This is a genomic window from Rhodoferax sp. (assembly GCF_028688795.1).
Lineage (GTDB): Bacteria > Pseudomonadota > Gammaproteobacteria > Burkholderiales > Burkholderiaceae_C > Rhodoferax.
Genome location: NZ_JAQTXM010000002.1, coordinates 240,741 through 261,700 on the forward strand (window position 1 = coordinate 240,741; position 20,960 = coordinate 261,700).

The following is a 20,960-nucleotide window of genomic DNA, read 5'->3' on the forward strand; positions in this document are numbered from 1 at the left end:
ACGGGTGGCTTATCAAGCATGGGCCTGTACCTTGACGTCAAAAGTCAATGTGTTGGACTGAAACCATGAATTTCATACGCCAGATGTCCGAACGGGTGCGCATGTTGGGCCAATCCTTCCAGGCCAAGCTCACATTTATGCTGCTGCTGCCACTGATGGTCATTTGGACCAGTATTTTTCTTACATCAGCGACGATGCTGGAGCGGCAGCATCATTTTGTCGGCGATCAGCAAGTGTCCGCCACGAAGTTGCAGGCCGATGAACTCAATGAAAAAATCAAAAATCTGTTGGCCATTCTTGAAGCAATTGCTGCCAGCATGGACCTTGCAGATTTGACCGGTACCCAAAATGCAACCGATTACCTGTCCCAAAGGTACGCGCTAAAGCCGATGTTTCCTGCCGGCACCGTCATTTACGACCGCTCGGGAACGGCGCTGGGGGACTATCCGGTGGCGGCGGGGCGCAAGGGTAGCAACTTTGCGGATCGTGAATATCTGCAGCGCGTTTACGCCACCGGCAAGTCCTCTGTCAGCCAGCCCTTTATGGGTCGCTTTCTGAACGTCATGCAAATCAGCATGTGCGTGCCCATAGTGGGGGCCGATCGGCAAGTCAATGGCGCGCTGTGCGGCAACTTAGACATGCAGGCGACTAACTTTTTTGGGCGTCTGTCCGCACCCCAATACATGGGCAACAACGGGTTCTTTCTGATATCGACTCGCGACCGCGTCCTCATTGCGTCCACCGACGGCAGCCGCGTCATGTCTCAACTGCCAGACAACCCCTTGGTGCAACAACTGATGGCCGGCAGCGGTAAGGCCTTTGTGGCAAAAAACATCGCTGGCGTAGAGAAGCTGTATGCCAGTGCTCCAGTGGTCTCCGCCGGTTGGGCACTGGCGTTGGGCTTGCCCACAGACATTGCCTACGCCCCCGTTCGGACCACCGTGGGTGAGCTAAAAAGAGATGCGTTACTGGCAACGCTGTTGGTCATTCTGGCCGCCTTCTTTTTTGCCCAGCGCATGCTAAGGCCCTTGCAGCAAGCGGGACTCAAGATGGATGCCATGTCCAGCGGCCGCGAACCCCTGCAGCGTGTGGAGGAGACCGGTGACAACGAAGTACACCGACTGCTGACCAGCTTCAACCGACTGAGCGACAGCATGTCCAGTCAGCAAACCCAACTGCAAAGCGAGCGCAATGCACTGTTGCTGGCCAAGAGCGAACTGAGCCACCTCAATCAGGAACTGGAAGCCAGGGTGATGGGCGCAGCTGCAGATTTCACAGCGCTCAAAAATGCTGAGCAAAGGGTGAAGCAAGCCCGCAATGAGTTGTTGGGCATTTTTGACAACCTGGCTGAAGCTGTTTTTGTATTCGACAAACACGGAAAGATTCTGCGCATCAACCGCGTTGGCCGAAGCATGCACGGGCTGTTTGACCCCAGCACACCGCCTGCAGAGGTGATGGCGCAGATTGAAATCCTGCAGCCCAACGGCGAGGTGATGTCGCCTGAGCAGTGGCCGAGTCGCCGGGGCTTGCGCGGTGATTTTGTGACCGACCTTGAACTTCAAGTACGACGCAAAGACACCCGCACATTTGTTTGCAAGGAAGACAGCTCGGTGCCGATATTCGACGAGTCCGGTGAACTGCTCATGTATGTCGTTACCTCCAGAGATATCACCGAGCGAAAGCGTCACGAAAATTTGCTACGCGAAAGCGAGTTGAATTTACGCCAGAGCCATGCAGACCTCGAACAGCGCGTGAAAGAGCGCACTTCTGACCTTTTGACGGTCAATCGCAAGCTGGCCGAGACCCAATTCGCGATGGACAGCGTCGGTATTGGCATCCACTGGGTGGATGCGGATTCAGGCCGCTTTATCCAGGTCAACAAGATCGCCGCAGAAATGCTAGGTTATTCTGATGAGGAGATGCTTAGCCTGCGGGTGTCTGATATTGATCCGAATTTTCCGGAGGAGTCGCTTCTTCAGGCGTTGGGCGACTTTCGCCAGCAAGGAACGGCGCACTTTGACTCATCTAATCGAACTAAAGAGGGTCGCACAATCCCCGTCGATCTCACGCTCTATTTCCTGCCAGAGGTTGCAGACGAGCCACCACGTTTCATCGTGTTTGTAACAGACATTTCCAAGCGCAAGGATGCCGAGTTGGCTCTGATTCATGCCAGGAAACTGGCAGATGCAGCGAATCTGGCCAAGACCAATTTTTTAGCCAATATGAGCCACGAAATCCGATCGCCACTGAATGGCATTTTGGGCATGGCCTATTTGCTGGAGCAATCCAAACTGGACCATGATTCACACAGCATGGTGCGCAATATCAGAGCCTCGGGGCGTGCACTGCTGAGCCTGATCAACGACATACTGGACATGTCCAAAATCGAAGCCGGTCAGATGATGATCGAGCAAGCCCCGTTTCGGTTGGGTGATGTGATGGACAACGTGGCCGTGGCTTTGGGCGTGGCCGTTGGCGAGAAAGACATTGAGCTCGTTATTTCACCACTGCCAATCGGGGTTTCAAATACAGTGGGAGACGCCTTGCGGCTGGAACAGGTGCTGATCAACCTGATCAGCAATGCGGCGAAGTTCACGCAGACCGGCAGCATTCAAGTTCTCGCCGAGGTTCTCAGCGGTGTTAACACACTCAGCATCCTGCGTTTTTGTGTAAAAGACACCGGAGTTGGTATTGCGCCCGAGCTGCAAAATGGCATCTTCTCAGCTTTTGCACAGGCCGATACGTCAACCACCCGACGCTTTGGCGGCACTGGCCTGGGGCTAACGATTTGCCGTCAACTGGTGAGTTTGATGGGCGGTGAAATTGGCGTCATTAGCACGCCGGGCGAGGGCAGTGAATTCTGGTTTACCGTGCCACTGCTACAAGCGGAGGGTCCGAACTATTCACCTGCCAACATGATCGCTGTCAGCGTGCTGATTGCCGACGACAGCGACATTGCCTTGCGGGCCATTGCAGACACGGCTAAGGGCTTGGGCTGGAAAGTGAGCGCTGTGGACTGCGGTGCTGCCGCCCTGGCACATGTGCGGGAGTGCAAGCAGGGCCAGCTGCCCGATGTGGTGGTGCTGGACTGGCAAATGCCGGGTCTGGACGGGCTTGCCGCAGCGCGTTTGATTCGCGAGGGCGTGGCGCCGGACGAATGCCCGATCGTGATCATGGCCACGGCCCACTCACTTACCGGCCTAGCCGCTCAGCCAGGCGCAGCGCTGGTCGATGCCATTCTGCATAAACCAGTGACTTCATCTGGCTTGTACAACGCGGTGATGGAGACCCAAAATCGGCGAGCCGCTACGGCAAAGGTTCTGCCGGTTGCCATGCAAGCGACCAGCGACAGTTTGGCAGGGCTGCGGGTGTTGGTAGTGGACGACAGCGACATCAACCGCGATGTAGCGCGACGCATTTTGGTCGGTGAAGGTGCCGTTGTGACGCTGGCAGAGGATGGCCAGCAGGCCATTGACTGGCTGCTGGCGCATGCAGGCGAGGTAGACATTGTGTTGATGGATGTGCAAATGCCGGTGCTCGATGGCATGGAGACAACCCGCAGATTGCGTCGCATGCCCAAATTCGCTGGTCTGCCCATCGTGGCGCTGACGGCAGGAGCCTTCAAGTCGCAGCAAGACGCTGCGATGGCAGCGGGCATGACGCACTTTGTCAGCAAGCCGTTTGATATCCCATCCACCATTGCATTGATTCAACTGCTCTGCCGACCGTTACAGTTGGCGCAGGCCACGCAACCATCGCCAATAGTTAGGGCTGATTCATCAGCCACTGTCCAGGTTATGGACGTGGCGCAGGGGCTGAATCTTTGGACCGACACCCAAACCTATCAGTCCTATCTGCGCCGTTTTGCGAATGATTACTGCGATGTCGGCGTGCAGATACAGACCTGCCTGTCGCGGGGCGAGCGCGAAAGCGCTGCTTCCCTCGCGCACAAACTCTCTGGGGTCGCTGCCAACTTGGCCTTGCCCGACACACGCAGTGCAGCGCAAGCGCTGGAGCAAGTGTTGGGTACCCAAAACGACCCCGCGCTGACACTAACTCTATTGAGTGAATCTCTGGCGGCCACAGTTGCAGAGATTAATCGTTACGCTTCACCTGCGACCGATGCCAATGAAGTGCCCAATACTGCCACGCAGGACCTGCAGACTTTGACCTCTGAACAGCAGCAAGCGCTCAAACCACTGCTGGTCCTGCTACTGGCAGCCCTTGATACTGACAATGCAACGCCTGTTAAAAAATGCCTGGCAGTGATGTCGCACCACTTGCCACCTGAGGCGTTGACCGCTATTTGGGCCAGCGTGTTGGGTTACGACTTTCGGGGCGCGGAAGCCCAGACCAGGCAACTTGCCAGCTATTACAAAGCAGATTTAGGGACGTAAATCATGGGAACACAAACAATATTGATCGTGGACGACGAGCCAGCCAACCTGGCCATCATGGATGGCATTTTGCAGGCCAGTTACCGGCTGGCATTTGCACGCAACGGTGCTGAAGCTGTGGCGGCGGTGGCTAAACACCGACCAGCGTTGGTTTTGCTGGATGTTGGCTTACCAGACATCGATGGCTATGACTTATGCCGACAGATCCGGCAGATTGACCCTACGCAGGCTGTGCAAGTCATCTTTATCACCAGTTACAACGATGCTGCACATGAAGCAGCTGGTTTTGATGCTGGCGGCGTGGACTACATCGTCAAACCAGTGTTGCCCCAGCTTGTACGCGCCAGAGTGAGCGCCCATTTGGCGCGGGTACAAGCCACGGTATTGGCGCAAAGCTACCGCGACGCCATTTTGATGCTGGGACATGCGGGACATTACAACGACACCGACACCGGTGCCCACATCTGGCGCATGGCCGCCTACGCACGTGCGCTGGCACTGGCATGCGACTGGAGCATTGAGCGCAGTGACCAACTGGAACTCGCCGCCCCCATGCACGATACCGGCAAGCTGGGGGTGCCACAAGCAATTTTGCGCAAACCGGGGCCTCTCGATGCGCAGGAGTGGGTCGTGATGCGCACCCATCCAAAGGTGGGCTTTGATATCTTGAGCAAAAGCCAGGCGCCAGTTTTTCAACTGGCGGCGGAGGTGTCTTTGCGCCATCACGAAAAATGGGATGGCAGTGGCTACCCCGATGGGTTGCGAGGCCATGACATACCGCAATCGGCCCGCATCGTGGCGCTGGCCGATGTGTTTGATGCGCTCAGCATGAAGCGGCCTTACAAGGACGCTTGGCCCATCGAGAAAATCATGGCGCACATCCAGACCGATGCGGGCAAGCACTTTGACCCTGAACTGGTGGCGGTGTTCACCCGAATCCTGCCAGAGATTCTTGGCATACAGAGTCGTTGGGCCGATGCGGACAACAAGCCGCAGGGCGAGGCGGTGAGTGTCATTTGAGTCCATGGGTGAACCATAAAAAATAATTAGAGGATGTTGAAGTGACAACCACACAAATTCAAGATGCTCAGCCCACGGTTCTGGTGGTGGATGACGATGAATACAGTCAGGATCTGGCTCGTCTTACGCTAGGCAAACTGGGTTTCACCAGAATTCAAGTCGCACAGGACGGTAAAGATGGCCTGCGCGCTTTAGACGCGCTGGCGCAAGCACCTGACTTTCTCATTTGTGACATCTTTATGCCAAACAAGGATGGCATTGAATTCATGGCTGAGTTGGCGAAACGCAGTTACCGAGGGGTGTCGTGCTGATCAGCGGGGGGTCAATGCCGCTAGTTGCGCCATTCCACGTCAAAGTGAATGCCCCATGATTGGGCGACAATGGCTTTCACAATTGATGGGGGGTCCATGCTGAATCAAGAAAAAATTCCAAACATCCTTGCCAGAAACAACGTCAAAGTCCTCGCAGGTGCTGGTCCGGTGCTTTTGTACGCCCATGGATTTGGCTGCAACCAAAACATGTGGGATCGTGTGACGCCAGCCTTCACTTCTACGCATCAACAAGTACTATTCGACTACGTGGGCAGCGGCAAGTCCGACATATCGGCGTTTGATCCAGACAAATATGCAAACCTGACTGGCTATGCGCAAGACGTTCTAGATATCTGCGATGCCTTGGATTTGAAGAGTGGCGTCACCTTCGTCGGTCATTCGGTCAGTTGCAGTGTCGGCATACTGGCTTCCATCGCCCGCCCTGGCCTCTTCGACAAGTTAGTTCTGTTGGGCGCCAACCCCTGCTTCGTCAATCATCCGCCATCATATGTTGGCGGCTTTGAGAAAGAAGACCTCGATGGTCTACTTGACCTGATGGATCAAAACTACATTGGCTGGGCCAACTACCTTGCACCGGTCGTATCAGCACAAGATGGCCAAGGGTTGGTGACCAAAGAGCTTTCAGAAAGTTTTTGTTCGACCGATCCAATGGTTGCAAAAGTCTTTGCCCGCACGACGTTTTTTTCAGACAACAGGAAGGACCTGCCCAAGGTTGCTATGCCCTGCCTGATTCTTCAGCATCGCGCAGACTCGCTCGCCCCGATCAGCGTCGGGGAATACGTCCACACACACTTGGCAGGTAGCACCCTCAAGGTGTTGGAAGTGCATGGCCACTGCGCTCACATGAGCGACCCACAGTTGGTGGTCGAAGCAATGCGCGAGTTTATTGATATGCCTGCCTAGCGATTGGAATAGGCATGCCTACTTTTGACCAACTGCCTTGCCCGGCTTTAGTGACGGACCGGGCGGGTGTAGTTCAATTGATCAACCAGAGCTTGCTTCAACTTGTGGGGGGCGTCACAAACACCTGGTTCTCGAAACCGATGGACCTCATGTTTCCCGGCGCAAGCCGGATATTCCTGCAAACCCATGTTTGGCCCATGGTGCTGCGTGAAGGCCAAGTCCGTGAAATCCGTCTGCAAGTTTTGGGCGATACGGGCAACCGGGTTCCAGTGTTCGTGAACTGTCAAAGATCAACTATTGAGACGACTGACAGCTACACCTGGGTCTTCTTTGTGACGGTCGAGCGCAGTCGGTATGAGCAGGAGTTGCTGGAAGCCAAGCAAAGGGCAGAGGCAATATCTGCTGAACTTGCCAAAAGCGACAAATTCATCCGAACGGTTGCAGATGCATTGCCCAGCTTGATTTCACGCTGGGACCTTCAGATGCAGTGTCAATTTGCAAACAAACCGTTCCTGCAGTGGTTTGGACGAACACCGCAGGACATGGTGGGCCTATCTCTTTCAACAATGTTAGGCGCTAGTCTGTTTGAGAAGAACTTGGCCCATATACAGGGCGTGTTGGCCGGTGAGCGTCAGGAATTCGAGCGCGCAATTGCACGGCCGGATGGTTCTGTTGGATACGTCTTGACCAATTACATCCCTGACATTGATCCGAATGGTCAAGTCCAAGGATTTTTTGTGCTTGCGACCGACATCACTGGCCTGAGGGAGGCTGACGCAGCGATTCGACTGTCTGCCAGTGTCTTTGAGGCCACGGCCGAAGGCATCATGGTGACTGATACAGCCGCAACGATTGTTTCTGTGAACTCTGCATTTACCGCGCTTACGGGCTACACATCAATGGAGGTAGTTGGGGTGAATGCACGCATCCTGAAGTCCGGCCGCCATGATGCAGCCTTCTTTGGCGACATGTTTGCGCAATTGCAGGCAACCAAATTGTGGAAGGGTGAGGTCTGGAGTAAGCGAAAGGACGGTTCGATCTTTCTAGCGCGACTCAGCATTTCTTCTATATGCAACGAAGCCGGAGATGTAAGTCGCTATGTCGGCGTAATTGCCGACATAACTGAACACTGGGACAAAGAACAGCTTGTGCAGCATATGGCGCTGCACGATGGCCTCACAGGGTTGGCAAATCGCACGCTCTTGATGGAGCGACTCAGTCAGTTGATCGCCAAAACGGTCCGTGAGTCGAGAAACATCGCATTGATGTTTCTCGATTTAGACGGCTTCAAATCCATCAATGACACTTATGGTCACGAAGTCGGTGATTTGGCCTTGAAGACCGTTTCAGCACGGCTTTTAGGGTTGCTTCGCAACTTAGACACAGTAGCGCGCCTGGGTGGTGACGAGTTTTTGATTTTGCTCGACAACCCGGAAAGTTGTGAAAAAATTGCCATGGTGGCCTCGCGTGTGATCGAAGTGGTAAATGGCCCCATGAATCTTGATGGCACGACTGTCCATGTCGGTACATCCATTGGAATCGCAACTTTTCAGAATGATGGAATGTCGGCAACTGATCTGCTCAAGCGGGCTGACGATGCCATGTATGTTGCCAAGAAATCCGGTAAGAATTCCTTCCGGTTTTCCGGCTGAGTTGCGCAATAGTGATGTGTTGATATGCGATGAACTTGCGTAGTACCTTCAAGAACCTATGGATCGGGTTACTTGAAAGCTGCCTTTTTCGATCAACCGCATCTGCTGATTTCGAGTTGCTCATATTCCAGAAACGCCTGAACAATATCCGGTACCAATGTGGTCAGATTCACCATTCGGCTGGTGTAGCTGTTGTCGACACCTTCGCGCTTGGCGATCTCCCTCAGCGACTTCACCTCGCCCCGAATTAATCGCGCAATTGACTTACTCGAAAGCTGCCAGTGGCGAACGACTCTAAACGCTACTCAAGAGTCGGACAGGTAAGAAAACTGGCAACCTTGTTTGGTTGACAGTTTCCAAGTTCTTTGCACTGCCGATGAGCGACTGCTTCCGGCGAAATTGGAAGTCAGCTTTCCACATTTCGACGGGATTCATGCTGTTCCGGTGAGCGTCGGGTATGGGTCTTAACCTGACCCAAACCTTATTGGCGATGAGCATTCATCTCTGTCGACATTCAACAGGATCAGCTGGCCGCAACAGGCTCCAGCATGCGCCAGACGGTTTTGCCTTTGCTGTCCTTGTCGATTTGCGCCAGCACACCTTCATGGGCGACGGCCTCTTGCGCGCTGGCCTGGATCACCGATAGCACAAAACCACTCAAATCCATGGCCGGTGGTTTGTTGCCACTGGCATCCAACGCAGAGGCGTCGTCCATCAGCAGCGCTTCTTGCCCGCGCGTGAGGTTGATGTACACATCGGCCAGCAATTCTGCGTCCAAGAGCGCGCCGTGCAGCGTGCGGCCCGAGTTGTCGACTTCAAGGCGGTCGCACAAGGCATCAAGCGAGTTGCGTTTGCCTGGAAACATCTCCTTGGCCATGACCAGTGTGTCGGTCACGCTGGCCACCACATTTTTCACCGGTGGCTGGCCCAGCTGCGCCAGTTCCATGTTCAGAAAACCCAGATCAAACGGCGCGTTGTGAATGACCACATGCGCGTCTTTCAGGTAGTCCATCAGGTCTTGCGCAACTTGCGAAAACTTGGGCTTGTCCTTCAAGAACTCTGTGGTGATGCCGTGCACCTTGAGCGCCTCCTCATGGCTGTCACGCCCGGGATTCACATAAAAATGCCGATTGTTGCCGGTGAGCTTGCGGTGCAGCATCTCCACACAGCCAATTTCAACAATGCGGTCGCCGTTGTCGGCCGACAGGCCTGTGGTTTCGGTGTCTAAAAATATTTGGCGCATGGTCAGTTGAGGACAGAGCTACATATCTGTCCCGCAAAGTTTCAATGATTTTCTTTGGCGTGGTTGATGGAGTATTTGGGTATCTCAATCACCAGGTCTTTTTTCGCCAGAATGGCCTGACAACTCAGGCGCGAGTTGGGCTGCAGGCCCCAGGCCTGGTCAAGCAAATCGTCTTCGTTTTCGTCCGAGGGCGCCAAAGACTCAAAACCTTCACGCACGATCACGTGGCAGGTGGTGCAGGCGCAACTCATCTCGCAGGCGTGCTCGATGTTGATGTGATTTTCCAGCAAGGCTTCACAAATGGACGTTCCGGCGGGGACAGACAGCTCGGCACCCTGCGGGCAGTATTCAGCGTGGGGCAAAATTTTGATGATGGGCATGGTGATTGGCTAATGAGTTGGGGTCAGAGCACGTTTGCTGCGCAAGGTGGTCTGACCCACAAAGTTTTTATATTGTTGCGATGTTTTTGCCAGCCAGGGCTTTTTGAATGCCTCGGTTCATGCGCATTGCCGCAAAGGCCTCGGTGCCTTTGGCAAGCGCCAGCGTGATGGCCTCGATGGCTTTGGCGTCTTCCAGGGTGCGGGCTGCGTGCACGTCTTTCATCAGCCGGTCAATATCGGCGCGCTGCGCGTCATCCAACAAATCACCATCAGCCTTCAGGGCGCTGACCGTGGCCAAAATCATGCGATCGGCATCGACCCGTGCCTCGGTCACGGCGCGGGCCTGCATGTCGGCCTCAGCCGTGGTGAAGCTTTCCGCCAGCATGCGGGCAATTTGGTCATCGGCCAAGCCGTAAGAAGGTTTGACGGCAATTTGCGCCTCGACACCACTGCCCTGCTCACGTGCCGACACACTTAACAGGCCGTCTGCATCGACCGTGAAGGTGACGCGAATACGTGCGGCACCAGCGGCCATGGGCGGAATGCCGCGCAGCTCAAACCGCGCGAGACTGCGGCAATCGGCTACCAGGTCGCGCTCGCCTTGCACCACGTGCAGCGCCAGCGCGGTCTGGCCATCAATGTAGGTGGTGAAGTCTTGAGCCTTGGCTGTTGGAATGGTCTCGTTGCGCAACACAATGCGCTCCACCAGGCCGCCCATGGTCTCGATGCCCAAGGAGAGTGGAATCACGTCCAGCAGAAGCAACTCACCCCCGGGGTTGTTACCGGCCAATTGATTTGCCTGAATGGCGGCGCCCAGCGCCACCACTTCATCGGGGTTCAGGTTGTTCAGCGGGGCCTGACCAAAAAACTCGCCCACCGCCTGCTGGATTTGCGGCATGCGGGTGGAGCCACCCACCATCACCACGCCTTTGACATCCTGCACGGTGAGCTTGGCATCTCGCAGCGCCTTGCACACCGCATTCAGGGTACGAGCAGTCAGCGCGCTGGTGGCTGACTCGAAATCAGAACATTTCACGTCAAATGTGACTCTAGCCCCCGTATTCATTGCGTCAAAAGCTACACAATCAGTAGCAGATAAACATTCCTTGCAGTTCCTTGCAACAGCTTTGAGGGCGGCTTTGTCGGTCGGGCTGGCGCTGTCCATGGACCCGGCGCCGGTCTTCGCCAGCACCCAGTCGGCCAAGGCGTGATCGTAATCATCGCCACCCAGGGCCGAGTCACCACCGGTGGCCACCACCTCAAACACGCCTTGCGTCAGGCGCAGGATAGAGATGTCAAAGGTGCCGCCACCCAGGTCGTAAATCGCATAAACGCCTTCAGCCGCGTTGTCCAGCCCGTAGGCAATGGCTGCGGCGGTGGGTTCGTTGATCAGGCGCAGCACGTTCAGGCCGGCCAGCTGTGCCGCATCTTTGGTGGCTTGGCGCTGGGCATCGTCAAAATAGGCTGGCACAGTGATCACGGCACCATACAAGTCATCATTGAAAGTGTCTTCAGCGCGGTAACGCAGGGTCGCCAGAATGTCGGCGCTCACCTCGACTGGCGACTTTTCGCCCTGCACCGTCTGGATGCCCAACATGCCTGGGTGATCCACAAAATGGTAGGGCAGCTTGGCGGCCAGCGCCACGTCTTTCAGGCTGCGGCCCATGAAACGTTTGACCGATGCAATGGTGTTTTCCGGGTCACCCACACCACTGACAACCGCGTCCCCGCCAATCTGGCGCCCACCGTCTGCCAGGTAGCGCACCACCGAGGGCAAGATCACTTGGCCTTTAGCGTCCGGCAAACATTCAGCCACACCATGACGCACAGACGCCACCAGCGAATGTGTCGTGCCCAGATCAATGCCTATGGCTATGCGCCGTTCATGCGGGTTGGGCGTTTGCCCGGGTTCGGAAATTTGAAGTAAGGCCATGATCAATTTTGAAAATATGGATTGCGAATGTTGCAACTCTAGGCACGGGCCGGGGAGGCCATGACAACGGCGAACGTCAGGTCAGGCATGTGACTTCAAGCATTGGCTGGTCGCAATTTTTGACTCACTCAAGCCTCAAGCTGGTCCAGCCGGGCATCAACATCGGCAGCAAAGCGTTCAATGAACATCAGCGCCCTGACCTGTGCCACAGCCGCTGGGTAATCTTGCAACAGGTCCAGCAGCTGCTCTATTTTTTGCAGCACCTCACGCTCAGCAAGTCTGCACTGCAGGCTGATTTTCTCTAAATCTTCAGCGGTTTGGGCATCGTCAAGTTCTTCACGCCATTCCATTTGCTGCATCAAAAACGCACCCGGCATGGCCGTGTTGTTTTCGGCATTCACCGGTGCACCGTGCAATTCACACAAATAAGCGGCGCGCTTGAGCGGGTTTTTCAGGCGCTGGTAGGCCTCATTGATGCGCACCGACCACTGCATGGCAATGCGTTGGGCTGCCGCGCCCTGGGCCGTGAACTTATCGGGGTGCGCCTGGCGCTGCAGATCTTTCCAGCGCGCGTCAAGCACTGCCCTGTCTTGGGCGAAGCGCTGCTCCAGCCCAAACAGCTCGAAATCATCCGACTGTAAATTCACACCCGAAACGACTCGCCGCAGCCGCAGCGGTCACGCTCTTTGGGGTTATTGAACTTGAAGCCTTCGTTGAGACCTTCACGCACAAAATCCAGCTCTGTGCCGTCCAGGTAGGCAAAACTTTTGGGGTCCACAAGCACCTTCACGCCGTGGCCTTCAAACACCATGTCTTCCGGGGGAATCTCATCGACATATTCCAGCTTGTAGGCCATGCCGGAACACCCGGTGGTTTTGACACCCAGGCGCACGCCCACACCTTGACCACGTTTGGTCAGGTAGCGGGTGATGTGCCGGGCAGCGGCTTCAGTCAGCGTCACAGCCATTTTGTTAACAATCCAGGTCGGTGACAGTCCGCCATGCACCTTGCAGCGCTGACGGTCTGGCGTTTTTAGTGAGTTTGAGCTTCGGCGTGTTTTTGACGGTAGTCGTTGACCGCAGCTTTAATGGCATCTTCCGCCAAAATCGAACAATGGATTTTGACAGGAGGCAAGGCCAGTTCTTCAGCAATCTCGCTATTTTTAAGCGCCGCCGCTTGGTCCAGCGTCTTGCCCTTGACCCATTCGGTCACCAGCGAGCTGGAGGCAATGGCCGATCCGCAGCCATAGGTCTTGAACCGTGCGTCTTCAATCACGCCGGTTTCGGGGTTGACCTTGATTTGCAGCTTCATCACATCGCCACAAGCTGGTGCACCGACCATGCCGGTGCCAACCGAGTCGTCTCCCTTGTCGAACGAGCCCACATTGCGGGGATTTTCGTAGTGGTCTACCACTTTTTCAGAATATGCCATGGTGCTTCTCCTTGGGTTAAATTAATGTGCCGCCCACTGGATCGTGGAGATGTCAATACCTTCTTTGTACATATCCCACAGCGGACTGAGTTCTCGCAAGCGGGCCACGTTTTCCTTGATGGTGCCCACGGCGTAATCAATTTCTTCTTCGGTGGTCCAGCGGCCAATCGTCATGCGAAGGCTGCTGTGGGCAAGTTCGTCGCTACGGCCCAGGGCACGCAGCACATAGCTGGGTTCCAAACTGGCCGAGGTGCAGGCCGAGCCGCTACTTACCGCCAAGCCCTTGATGCCCATGATCAAGGACTCGCCCTCGACATAGTTGAAGCTGATGTTCAGGTTGTGCGGCACGCGTTGCGTCAAGTGACCATTGATGAAGACCTGCTCAATGCCTTCCAGGCCTGCAATCATGCGGTCGTGCAGCGCCTGTATCTTGACCAATTCATCGGCCATTTCTTCTTTGGCAATGCGGTAGGCCTCGCCCATGCCGACGATCTGGTGTGTGGGCAACGTGCCAGATCGCATGCCGCGCTCGTGGCCACCACCGTGCATCTGGGCTTCCAGGCGAATACGCGGTTTGCGGCGCACAAACAGTGCACCCACGCCCTTGGGGCCATAGGTTTTGTGGGCCGTCAAGCTCATCAAGTCCACCGGCATTTTGCTGATGTCAAATGCTACACGGCCAGTGGCTTGCGCAGCGTCCACATGAAACACCACCCCATGCGCGCGGCAAATATTGCCAATGGCAGTGATGTCTTGAATGACACCGATTTCATTGTTGACATACATCACGCTGGCCAAAATGGTGTCAGGGCGAATGGCCGCTTTGAAGGCATCCAAATTCACCAGGCCATCGGCCTGCACGTCAAGGTAAGTCACCTCAAAGCCTTGGCGCTCCAGCTCACGGCAAGTGTCAAGCACTGCTTTATGCTCGGTCTTGACGGTGATGATGTGCTTGCCCTTGCTTTGGTAAAAGTGCGCGGCGCCCTTCAAAGCCAGGTTGTTGGACTCGGTCGCACCCGATGTCCAGACGATTTCGCGTGGGTCGGCGCCAATCAGTTCAGCCACTTGCTCGCGGGCTTTTTCAACAGCGGCTTCGGCCTCCCAGCCCCAAGCATGGCTGCGGGACGCCGGGTTGCCAAAATGGCTTCTAAGCCACGGAATCATGGCATCCACCACCCGCTGGTCGCAAGGGTTGGTAGCGCTGTAGTCCATGTAAATGGGAAAGTGTGGGGTGCTGTCCATGTTTGTATCTCTTGATGAATTGAGGTGTGATTTACATCTTGGCGTAGCTGGCACCCAGGGCAAACACTGAGTTAGGTGCGTTGATGCGGATCGGTTTCATGACCGGCATGCTGGAAATGGCGCGTTTGAGCGTGGGTTTTTCTTCCATCTGGAAGCCCTTGGCCAACTGGTCGTCTACCAGTTTTTGCAGACTGACCGAGTCCAGAAACTCCACCATCTTCACATTCAGTGACGCCCACAACTCGTGTGTCATGCAGCGGGCACCTTCACCCAGGCAGTTCTCCTTGCCACCACACTGCGTGGCATCAAGCGGCTCATCTACCGAGGTGATGATTTCTGCCACCGTGATGTCGGCAGGCGAACGCGCCAGGGTGTAGCCGCCACCTGGGCCACGGGTCGATTCGACCAGGGCGTTGCGGCGCAGCTTGCCAAACAGCTGCTCCAGGTAAGACAGGGAAATTTGCTGACGCTGGCTGATGGCCGCCAGCGTGACGGGGCCAGCCGATTGGCGCAAACCCAAATCAATCATCGCGGTGACCGCAAAACGGCCTTTGGTAGTAAGACGCATGGCAAACTCCTGAGATCAAGTAAACAAACAACTCGGCACCTTGGGTAGCAGGCAAATTCAACCGGTAAAGGCCCGCATTTAAGGGGTGGATCAAAGGGCTGAAGCCGACTAACGTGGTCAAGTATACCCAACACCAGAGCGTTTTAGTCGGGTAAGTAGACTGGTCAGTATTTTTTTAAGGTTATTTGCCGGCTACCAGTGAAACCACGTTGTCGGTGCCAGCCGCACCGAAGGCTTGCTCCTTCAAAATGCCCAGCTGGTCACGCACCCGGGCGGCCTTTTCAAACTCCAAGTTGCGGGCGTGTTCCATCATGAGTTTTTCCAGGCGTTTGATTTCACGTGAGATGTCTTTCTCGCTCATGTCTTCGACTTGCGCGCGCTGCATCGCATCGCGTTCCAGCTTCTCTGCCTCTTTACCGGCCTTTTCGCTGTATACGCCATCAATCAAGTCACGCACTTCTTTGACAATGGAACGCGGCGTGATGCCGTGCGCCAGGTTGTGCGCCACCTGCTTGACGCGCCGACGCTGGGTTTCACCAATGGCTTTTTTCATTGACTCGGTGATCTTGTCGGCATACAAAATCGCTCTGCCCTCCAGATTTCGGGCAGCGCGGCCAATGGTTTGAATCAGGCTGCGCTCAGATCGCAAAAAGCCCTCCTTGTCGGCATCCAGAATCGCCACCAGCGAAACCTCCGGAATGTCCAGGCCTTCTCTTAACAAGTTGATCCCCACAAGCACATCAAAGGTGCCTAGGCGCAGGTCGCGCAAGATTTCGACCCGCTCCACAGTGTCGATGTCGCTGTGCAGGTAACGCACCTTGACGCCGTTGTCACTTAAATAGTCTGTCAACTGCTCAGCCATGCGCTTGGTCAGGGTGGTGATCAGCACACGCTCGTGTTTTTCGACACGAATACGAATTTCTTGCAGCACGTCATCAACCTGAGTGGTGGCCGGGCGCACTTCCACTTCCGGGTCGACCAGACCGGTGGGGCGAACCAGTTGCTCTACCACCTGGCCGGTATGGTCTTTTTCCCACTGGCCCGGCGTGGCCGAGACAAACACGGCCTGGCGCATCTTGGTCTCGAATTCTTCAAACTTGAGCGGCCGGTTGTCCAACGCACTGGGCAGCCGAAAGCCGTAGTCCACCAGCGTGGTCTTGCGCGAGCGGTCGCCGTTGTACATGCCGCCAAACTGGCCAATCAGCACATGGGACTCGTCCAGAAACATCACCGCGTCTTTGGGTAAATAGTCGGTGAGCGTGGCCGGAGGCGCGCCGGGCGCCGAGCCAGCCAGGTGGCGCGAGTAGTTTTCAATGCCCTTGCAGTGCCCCACTTCGCTGAGCATTTCCAGATCAAAGCGGGTGCGCTGCTCAAGGCGCTGGGCTTCCACCAGCTTGCCCTGGCCGACAAACTCTTTCACGCGGTCGCTCAGTTCAATTTTGATAGCCTCCACCGCAGACAGCACTTGCTCTCTAGGCGTGACGTAATGGCTGCTTGGGTACACGGTAAAACGCGGAATCTTTTGCCGGATGCGCCCGGTGAGCGGGTCAAACAGCTGCAGGCTCTCGATCTCGTCGTCAAACAGCTCGACACGAATCGCCATCTCGGAATGTTCAGCCGGAAAGATGTCGATGGTGTCACCCCGCACCCGAAACGCACCGCGTGAAAAATCGACGTCATTGCGCTGGTATTGCATGCGCACCAGCTGGGCAATCATGTCGCGCTGACCCATTTTGTCGCCGGCGCGCAGGGTCATCACCATCTTGTGGTACGCCTCGGGCTGGCCAATGCCGTAGATGGCCGACACCGTAGCGACGATCACCACATCGCGCCGCTCCAGCACACTTTTGGTACAGCTCAAGCGCATTTGCTCGATGTGTTCGTTGATGGCGGAATCTTTTTCAATGAACAGATCACGTTGCGGCACATACGCCTCGGGCTGGTAGTAGTCGTAGTAGCTGACAAAATACTCCACCGCGTTTTTCGGAAAAAACTCGCGGAATTCACTGTACAACTGCGCCGCCAGCGTCTTATTGGGCGCAAAGACAATGGCAGGCCGCCCCAGCCGCGCAATCACATTCGCCATGGTGAAGGTTTTGCCTGAGCCGGTGACACCCAGCAAAGTCTGAAACACCTCGCCATCGTTGATGCCTTCCACCAACTGGTTGATGGCCTCAGGCTGATCACCCGCCGGAGGGTACGGCTGGTACAACTCGAAGGGCGAATCCAGAAAGCTAACAAACTGGCCAGTGCGGATGTGCGCGGTGTCGTCGGACGTGGCGAGCGCGATCGGGATGGGTGCGGGCATAAATTGAGGATTTCCAAAAAGAAAAGCCCAACTGAAATCAGTTGGGCTTTTTGTGTGTGGTGGTGGAGTGCGGACGCGGGTTCAATTCCGATCTCCAAAGCCGTGAGGCAAGTTTACGGCACTTGTCCCCGCTTTTGTAGATTGTCCGTTTCACATCGTGGCAACCGTCAGACTGGCGTTAACTCAAGTTTGATGCGTTGACCAAGAGCCGCTGCCGCACCCGCCAAGGTTGTCAAAGTAAGGCTGGTATCGTTTTCGTCCAGCAAACGGTTGAGCGAGGCGCGACTGGTACGCATCTTCTTCGCCATCGCGGTCTTGGTGATCTTTTGAGCCGACATCTCCTGCTCAATCTGCCAGGCAATCACCCTCTTAACCGCCACGGCAGTCACCTCTTCCAGCATGCCCTCATCCGCAAGGAAGTCATCGAAATCGCTACCGATGTTTTGATTTTTCATTTTTTCCTCTTCAACAGTTTGAGGAGTTCTTTTGCCAAATCCAGTTCCGGTTTGGGAGTCTTCTGCTCCTTCTTTATGAAACCATGCAATAAAACCATCACGTCCCCATCAAGAACAAACAGCACTCGTGCAATTCGATTGCTTAACCTCGTGCGGACTTCCCAGATGCCACTTTCGAGATGCGCCACCAACGGCATGCCCAAAGGCCAACCGAACTGAACGGTTTTAATGTCTTCGCCAATAGTCTTTCGCTCAACGACGGGCAGATCCTTCAGCCAATCACGAACCGGCTCGCCACCGGCATCCGTCTTGAAAAACCGTGCGCCTAAAGTTGGTGGGACTTTTTTTCCATGGTCTAGTGTATCAACTTTGGTACGTTTTCAAATCTGATTTGCAGTTGCTTTATGGTGTTCCTACTTCGAACGCCACTTGGAAATGCTTGATGCATCATTCTGATCACGATGTACGCGGGCTTCTGATCCTAGGCTAAGCTCATTTCCCACAATCTTTTCTTGTTAGTCTTGATTTTTCCCTTTTTGGGAAATATAATGCGAGACTGACTATGCACACACTGTTCCTTCATGCGAATTCTGGGTTTGCCCATCCTCGAGGCGTTCAAAAAAAATCATGCAACCTCTCGAGGCCAGCTGGATGCGTGGCAAACAGACGTCGAGCGCGAGACCTGGCAAGCGTCACATGACATCAAGAAGAGGTACAGAAGTGCAGATTTCCTGGCCGACAACCGGGTCATCTTTGACATAAAGGGCAATTCATATCGGCTTGTTGTCAAGGTCAGATATCAAAACGGACTGGTGGTAGTTGAATGGGTTGGGACTCACTCCGAGTACAGCAAAAAGAAGTTTTAGACAGATCTAAGTGATGTGCGCTAGCAATAAATGGAGATGACAATGAATGTAAAGATCATTAAAAGCGCGAAGGACTACGAGGCAAACATGGCGCGCTTGTCTGAACTCATGTCGCTTGATCCAAAGCCCAACTCCAAGGAAGAAAACGAACTCGAATTGCTGGCATTGGTCATACAGGACTTCGAGCGTCAAACAGTTCCTCATGTAAAGGCCGACCCAATCGAGTCGATCCTTTTCCGCATGGACCAGATGCAGCTCACCCGTAAGGAACTGATTCCCTACATCGGTTCAATTTCCAAGGTCTCTGAGGTGTTATCGCGCAAACGGCCGCTGTCCCTGCCCATGATTCGTAGATTGAACCAAGGCCTGGGTATCCCTGCGGACATTCTGATCGAAGATGTCGAAACCGACAGCTCATTGGTCGATCAAGAGCCTGAGATGGATTTCACGCGCTTCCCAATCAAAGAAATGCTTGAGCGGGGATGCTTCGGCGACTTTGAAGGAAACGTTCAAAGACTTAAGGACTACGCCGAGGATTTGGTCAGAAAGTTCATGCAAGATCTTCTGCCCAAACGCATGGAACCCGCTTTTCTGCGTGCCCCCCTGCATCAGCGTGGCGATCGTCAAGCCGATGAAATGGCCATCTTGGCTTGGCGCATGTGTGTTTTGCGCAAGGCCAGGGAGGTAATTTCAACGCGGGAATACAAGCATGGAACCATCACTCCGGAGTGGTTGCGTGAACTGGCTAAGCTGTCCGCTTTTGACGAAGGCCCAAAGCTTGCCAAGGAGCACCTTGCCCGTCACGGCATCACTCTCGTTATCGAAAAGCATTTCAAGCGTACATTCCTTGATGGTGCCGCGATGCTAGACAACGATCGTCCGATCGTTGCACTGACCCTGCGGCATGACCGAGTAGACAACTTCTGGTTTGCGCTGTTGCATGAGTTGGCTCACGTTTCCAAGCACCTAAAGCCTGAAACTCCCGTATTCATTGACGATCTGGATCGCACCAACCTGCAAACAGTGGAAGGTGAGGCAGACGCAATGGCACAGGAGGCATTAATTCCCAACAAAAGTTGGAGCGCAGCCAAAGTCCGACAAACACTCGCATCTGAGGATGTCATCGCGTATGCCGATGAGATCGGCGTACATCCCGCCATCGTGGCTGGTCGCCTTCGACATGAAGAGAAGAACTTCCGCCTGCTATCGCACCTTATCGGCAAGACAGGACAGGTCAGCCAGACTTTCGCCGCATAAATCGCATTGAGATGAATTTCGGGAAATAGGCTATATGCCTTGTTCCTATTTTGGGATAGATGTAAAATCAACCTACCAAGACGGAATTGAACTCCGTGCCGTGGAACAGGGGACAGGACTGAGTTGGTGATAAGTGAGCGTTTTCGCAGCGCACCGGGCTTAAGCGCGGAACCGGCGAATGACAAAGAAAAAGGCCCTGAAGTGCGACTAACACTTCAGGACTGCGGAGGTTCGCGTCACCAAAATACAAGTAAATGGGTAGTCGGACACCGTGAGATGGCAAAGGAGTTGGTCAATATTCTGATATTTATCAATATCAGGCTGGTCAACTCTCTTAGCTTTGAGTGGATTTTTGATTTGCCGCGATCAGATGGATTTCCTGATGGCGGAAAAATGACGACAAGGAAGGGGCGACGACAATGAAAATACTGCAAATCCTTTGGCAACGACTCGTGACTCCCGAGGGAAATACATGTGAACGCTGTGGCGGCACACAAGACGCCATCATTTAAGGCTGTCCCAAAGCTTCAAGAAGCGCTTCGACCGCTTGGCATTGAGCCTATTCTGGAAACGCGGGAGATTGAACCTGACGCCTTCAAGGGGATGCCTTCAGAGTCCAACCGCATTTGGATTGGTGGGCGCTCGTTGGAAGAATGGCTTAACGCAAGCGTTGGGAAAAGCACCTGTTACTCTGCCTGTGGCGGCGCGGAGTGCCGAACCTTGGAAATTGGAAAAGAAACATTCGAGACCATTCCAGAGCAACTGATACTCAAAGCCGCACTGCTTGCCGCTGCCTCGCGCCTTACCAGTGCCAGCGCCGTGTGATGAACCCGCCCGCCGTGGACAACTGTCCTGTCCACAGGGCGATCCTGTGGACAGCCGGTGCTGCGCCCCGGTGCGACAGTTGACCAGTGAGTACCCGTCATGTGCCATCGCCGGTCATCCGGTGCGCTTCATTGAAGGGCGGCTCAAG

The 20,960-nt window shown here is 54.9% G+C and carries 19 protein-coding genes; 8 read left to right on the forward strand and 11 right to left on the reverse strand.

Annotation, left to right across the window (positions count from 1 at the left end; all coding sequences use genetic code 11):
* The first annotated feature begins 65 nt into the window (after positions 1-65).
* The 5 genes from PHQ58_RS02805 to PHQ58_RS02825 all read left to right on the forward strand — a co-directional run bounded on the left by PHQ58_RS02805 (position 66) and on the right by PHQ58_RS02825 (position 8,304).
* On the forward strand, positions 66-4,397 hold the full coding sequence (locus PHQ58_RS02805; protein ID WP_300106551.1) for a response regulator: 4,332 nt from the start codon (positions 66-68) through the stop codon (positions 4,395-4,397).
* 3 nt (positions 4,398-4,400) lie between these two features.
* On the forward strand, positions 4,401-5,417 hold the full coding sequence (locus tag PHQ58_RS02810) for an HD domain-containing phosphohydrolase (RefSeq protein ID WP_300106554.1): 1,017 nt from the start codon (positions 4,401-4,403) through the stop codon (positions 5,415-5,417).
* A 41-nt stretch (positions 5,418-5,458) separates the two neighbouring features.
* On the forward strand, positions 5,459-5,728 hold the full coding sequence (locus PHQ58_RS02815) for a response regulator (protein ID WP_300106557.1): 270 nt from the start codon (positions 5,459-5,461) through the stop codon (positions 5,726-5,728).
* A gap of 96 nt (positions 5,729-5,824) precedes the next feature.
* Complete coding sequence (locus tag PHQ58_RS02820) at positions 5,825-6,652, forward strand: alpha/beta hydrolase (RefSeq protein WP_300106560.1); 828 nt, start codon at positions 5,825-5,827, stop codon at positions 6,650-6,652.
* Positions 6,653-6,666: 14 nt separating this feature from the next.
* Positions 6,667-8,304 (forward strand): bifunctional diguanylate cyclase/phosphodiesterase, encoded by a 1,638-nt coding sequence (locus PHQ58_RS02825; RefSeq protein ID WP_300106563.1) that lies wholly within the window; start codon positions 6,667-6,669, stop codon positions 8,302-8,304.
* A gap of 523 nt (positions 8,305-8,827) precedes the next feature.
* On the opposite strand, the gene dnaQ is transcribed toward PHQ58_RS02825, so the two are convergent.
* From dnaQ to PHQ58_RS02880, 11 genes are all read right to left on the reverse strand, one after another.
* Complete coding sequence (gene dnaQ, locus PHQ58_RS02830) at positions 8,828-9,547, reverse strand: DNA polymerase III subunit epsilon (RefSeq protein ID WP_300106565.1); 720 nt, start codon at positions 9,545-9,547, stop codon at positions 8,828-8,830.
* Between the two features lie 41 nt (positions 9,548-9,588).
* Positions 9,589-9,927, reverse strand: a complete 339-nt coding sequence (gene fdx, locus PHQ58_RS02835) for an ISC system 2Fe-2S type ferredoxin (RefSeq protein WP_300106568.1) — start codon at positions 9,925-9,927, stop codon at positions 9,589-9,591.
* Between the two features lie 67 nt (positions 9,928-9,994).
* Positions 9,995-11,860, reverse strand: a complete 1,866-nt coding sequence (gene hscA / locus PHQ58_RS02840) for a Fe-S protein assembly chaperone HscA (RefSeq protein ID WP_300106571.1) — start codon at positions 11,858-11,860, stop codon at positions 9,995-9,997.
* Between the two features lie 128 nt (positions 11,861-11,988).
* The gene (hscB, locus tag PHQ58_RS02845; RefSeq protein ID WP_300106574.1) at positions 11,989-12,507 is read right to left on the reverse strand and encodes a Fe-S protein assembly co-chaperone HscB; all 519 of its coding nucleotides are present in this window, start codon (positions 12,505-12,507) and stop codon (positions 11,989-11,991) included.
* Positions 12,504-12,827: an iron-sulfur cluster assembly protein IscA gene (gene iscA, locus PHQ58_RS02850; RefSeq protein ID WP_300106577.1), complete on the reverse strand. Its 324-nt coding sequence runs from the start codon at positions 12,825-12,827 to the stop codon at positions 12,504-12,506. Before iscA ends, hscB begins: the two co-directional genes overlap by 4 nt.
* A 65-nt stretch (positions 12,828-12,892) precedes the next feature.
* Positions 12,893-13,291: a Fe-S cluster assembly scaffold IscU gene (gene iscU / locus PHQ58_RS02855; protein WP_300106580.1), complete on the reverse strand. Its 399-nt coding sequence runs from the start codon at positions 13,289-13,291 to the stop codon at positions 12,893-12,895.
* 21 nt (positions 13,292-13,312) lie between these two features.
* Positions 13,313-14,533 carry an IscS subfamily cysteine desulfurase gene (locus PHQ58_RS02860; RefSeq protein WP_300106583.1) on the reverse strand — a complete coding sequence of 407 codons (1,221 nt, stop codon included), beginning with the start codon at positions 14,531-14,533 and terminating at the stop codon, positions 13,313-13,315.
* 31 nt (positions 14,534-14,564) lie between these two features.
* Positions 14,565-15,101, reverse strand: coding sequence for a Fe-S cluster assembly transcription factor (locus tag PHQ58_RS02865; RefSeq protein WP_300106586.1), 537 nt, complete (start codon positions 15,099-15,101; stop codon positions 14,565-14,567).
* A 181-nt stretch (positions 15,102-15,282) separates the two neighbouring features.
* Complete coding sequence (uvrB, locus tag PHQ58_RS02870; protein ID WP_300106589.1) at positions 15,283-17,409, reverse strand: excinuclease ABC subunit UvrB; 2,127 nt, start codon at positions 17,407-17,409, stop codon at positions 15,283-15,285.
* 167 nt (positions 17,410-17,576) lie between these two features.
* Entirely contained in the window at positions 17,577-17,864 is a 288-nt protein-coding gene (locus PHQ58_RS02875; protein ID WP_300106592.1) for a Fis family transcriptional regulator, read from the reverse strand.
* Positions 17,861-18,139 (reverse strand): type II toxin-antitoxin system RelE/ParE family toxin, encoded by a 279-nt coding sequence (locus PHQ58_RS02880; RefSeq protein ID WP_300106715.1) that lies wholly within the window; start codon positions 18,137-18,139, stop codon positions 17,861-17,863. Before PHQ58_RS02880 ends, PHQ58_RS02875 begins: the two co-directional genes overlap by 4 nt.
* 306 nt (positions 18,140-18,445) lie before the next feature.
* On the opposite strand from PHQ58_RS02880, the gene PHQ58_RS02885 reads away from it, so the two are divergent.
* The 3 genes from PHQ58_RS02885 to PHQ58_RS02895 all read left to right on the forward strand — a co-directional run bounded on the left by PHQ58_RS02885 (position 18,446) and on the right by PHQ58_RS02895 (position 20,812).
* On the forward strand, positions 18,446-18,730 hold the full coding sequence (locus PHQ58_RS02885; RefSeq protein ID WP_300106595.1) for a type II toxin-antitoxin system HigB family toxin: 285 nt from the start codon (positions 18,446-18,448) through the stop codon (positions 18,728-18,730).
* 42 nt (positions 18,731-18,772) lie between these two features.
* Positions 18,773-19,987, forward strand: coding sequence for an ImmA/IrrE family metallo-endopeptidase (locus PHQ58_RS02890; RefSeq protein WP_300106598.1), 1,215 nt, complete (start codon positions 18,773-18,775; stop codon positions 19,985-19,987).
* Positions 19,988-20,461: 474 nt separating this feature from the next.
* Positions 20,462-20,812, forward strand: coding sequence for a DUF2703 domain-containing protein (locus PHQ58_RS02895; protein WP_300106601.1), 351 nt, complete (start codon positions 20,462-20,464; stop codon positions 20,810-20,812).
* Positions 20,813-20,960: the final 148 nt, after the last annotated feature.

Coding starts and splice junctions, on each gene's coding strand:
- PHQ58_RS02805 (WP_300106551.1), top strand. CDS start 66: ATGAATTTCATACGCCAGATGTCCGAACGGGTGCGCATGTTGGGCCAA.
- PHQ58_RS02810 (WP_300106554.1), top strand. CDS start 4,401: ATGGGAACACAAACAATATTGATCGTGGACGACGAGCCAGCCAACCTG.
- PHQ58_RS02820 (WP_300106560.1), top strand. CDS start 5,825: ATGCTGAATCAAGAAAAAATTCCAAACATCCTTGCCAGAAACAACGTC.
- PHQ58_RS02825 (WP_300106563.1), top strand. CDS start 6,667: ATGCCTACTTTTGACCAACTGCCTTGCCCGGCTTTAGTGACGGACCGG.
- dnaQ (WP_300106565.1), bottom strand. CDS start 9,547: ATGCGCCAAATATTTTTAGACACCGAAACCACAGGCCTGTCGGCCGAC.
- fdx (WP_300106568.1), bottom strand. CDS start 9,927: ATGCCCATCATCAAAATTTTGCCCCACGCTGAATACTGCCCGCAGGGT.
- hscA (WP_300106571.1), bottom strand. CDS start 11,860: ATGGCCTTACTTCAAATTTCCGAACCCGGGCAAACGCCCAACCCGCAT.
- iscA (WP_300106577.1), bottom strand. CDS start 12,827: ATGGCTGTGACGCTGACTGAAGCCGCTGCCCGGCACATCACCCGCTAC.
- iscU (WP_300106580.1), bottom strand. CDS start 13,291: ATGGCATATTCTGAAAAAGTGGTAGACCACTACGAAAATCCCCGCAAT.
- PHQ58_RS02860 (WP_300106583.1), bottom strand. CDS start 14,533: ATGGACAGCACCCCACACTTTCCCATTTACATGGACTACAGCGCTACC.
- PHQ58_RS02865 (WP_300106586.1), bottom strand. CDS start 15,101: ATGCGTCTTACTACCAAAGGCCGTTTTGCGGTCACCGCGATGATTGAT.
- uvrB (WP_300106589.1), bottom strand. CDS start 17,409: ATGCCCGCACCCATCCCGATCGCGCTCGCCACGTCCGACGACACCGCG.
- PHQ58_RS02875 (WP_300106592.1), bottom strand. CDS start 17,864: ATGAAAAATCAAAACATCGGTAGCGATTTCGATGACTTCCTTGCGGAT.
- PHQ58_RS02885 (WP_300106595.1), top strand. CDS start 18,446: ATGCGAATTCTGGGTTTGCCCATCCTCGAGGCGTTCAAAAAAAATCAT.
- PHQ58_RS02890 (WP_300106598.1), top strand. CDS start 18,773: ATGAATGTAAAGATCATTAAAAGCGCGAAGGACTACGAGGCAAACATG.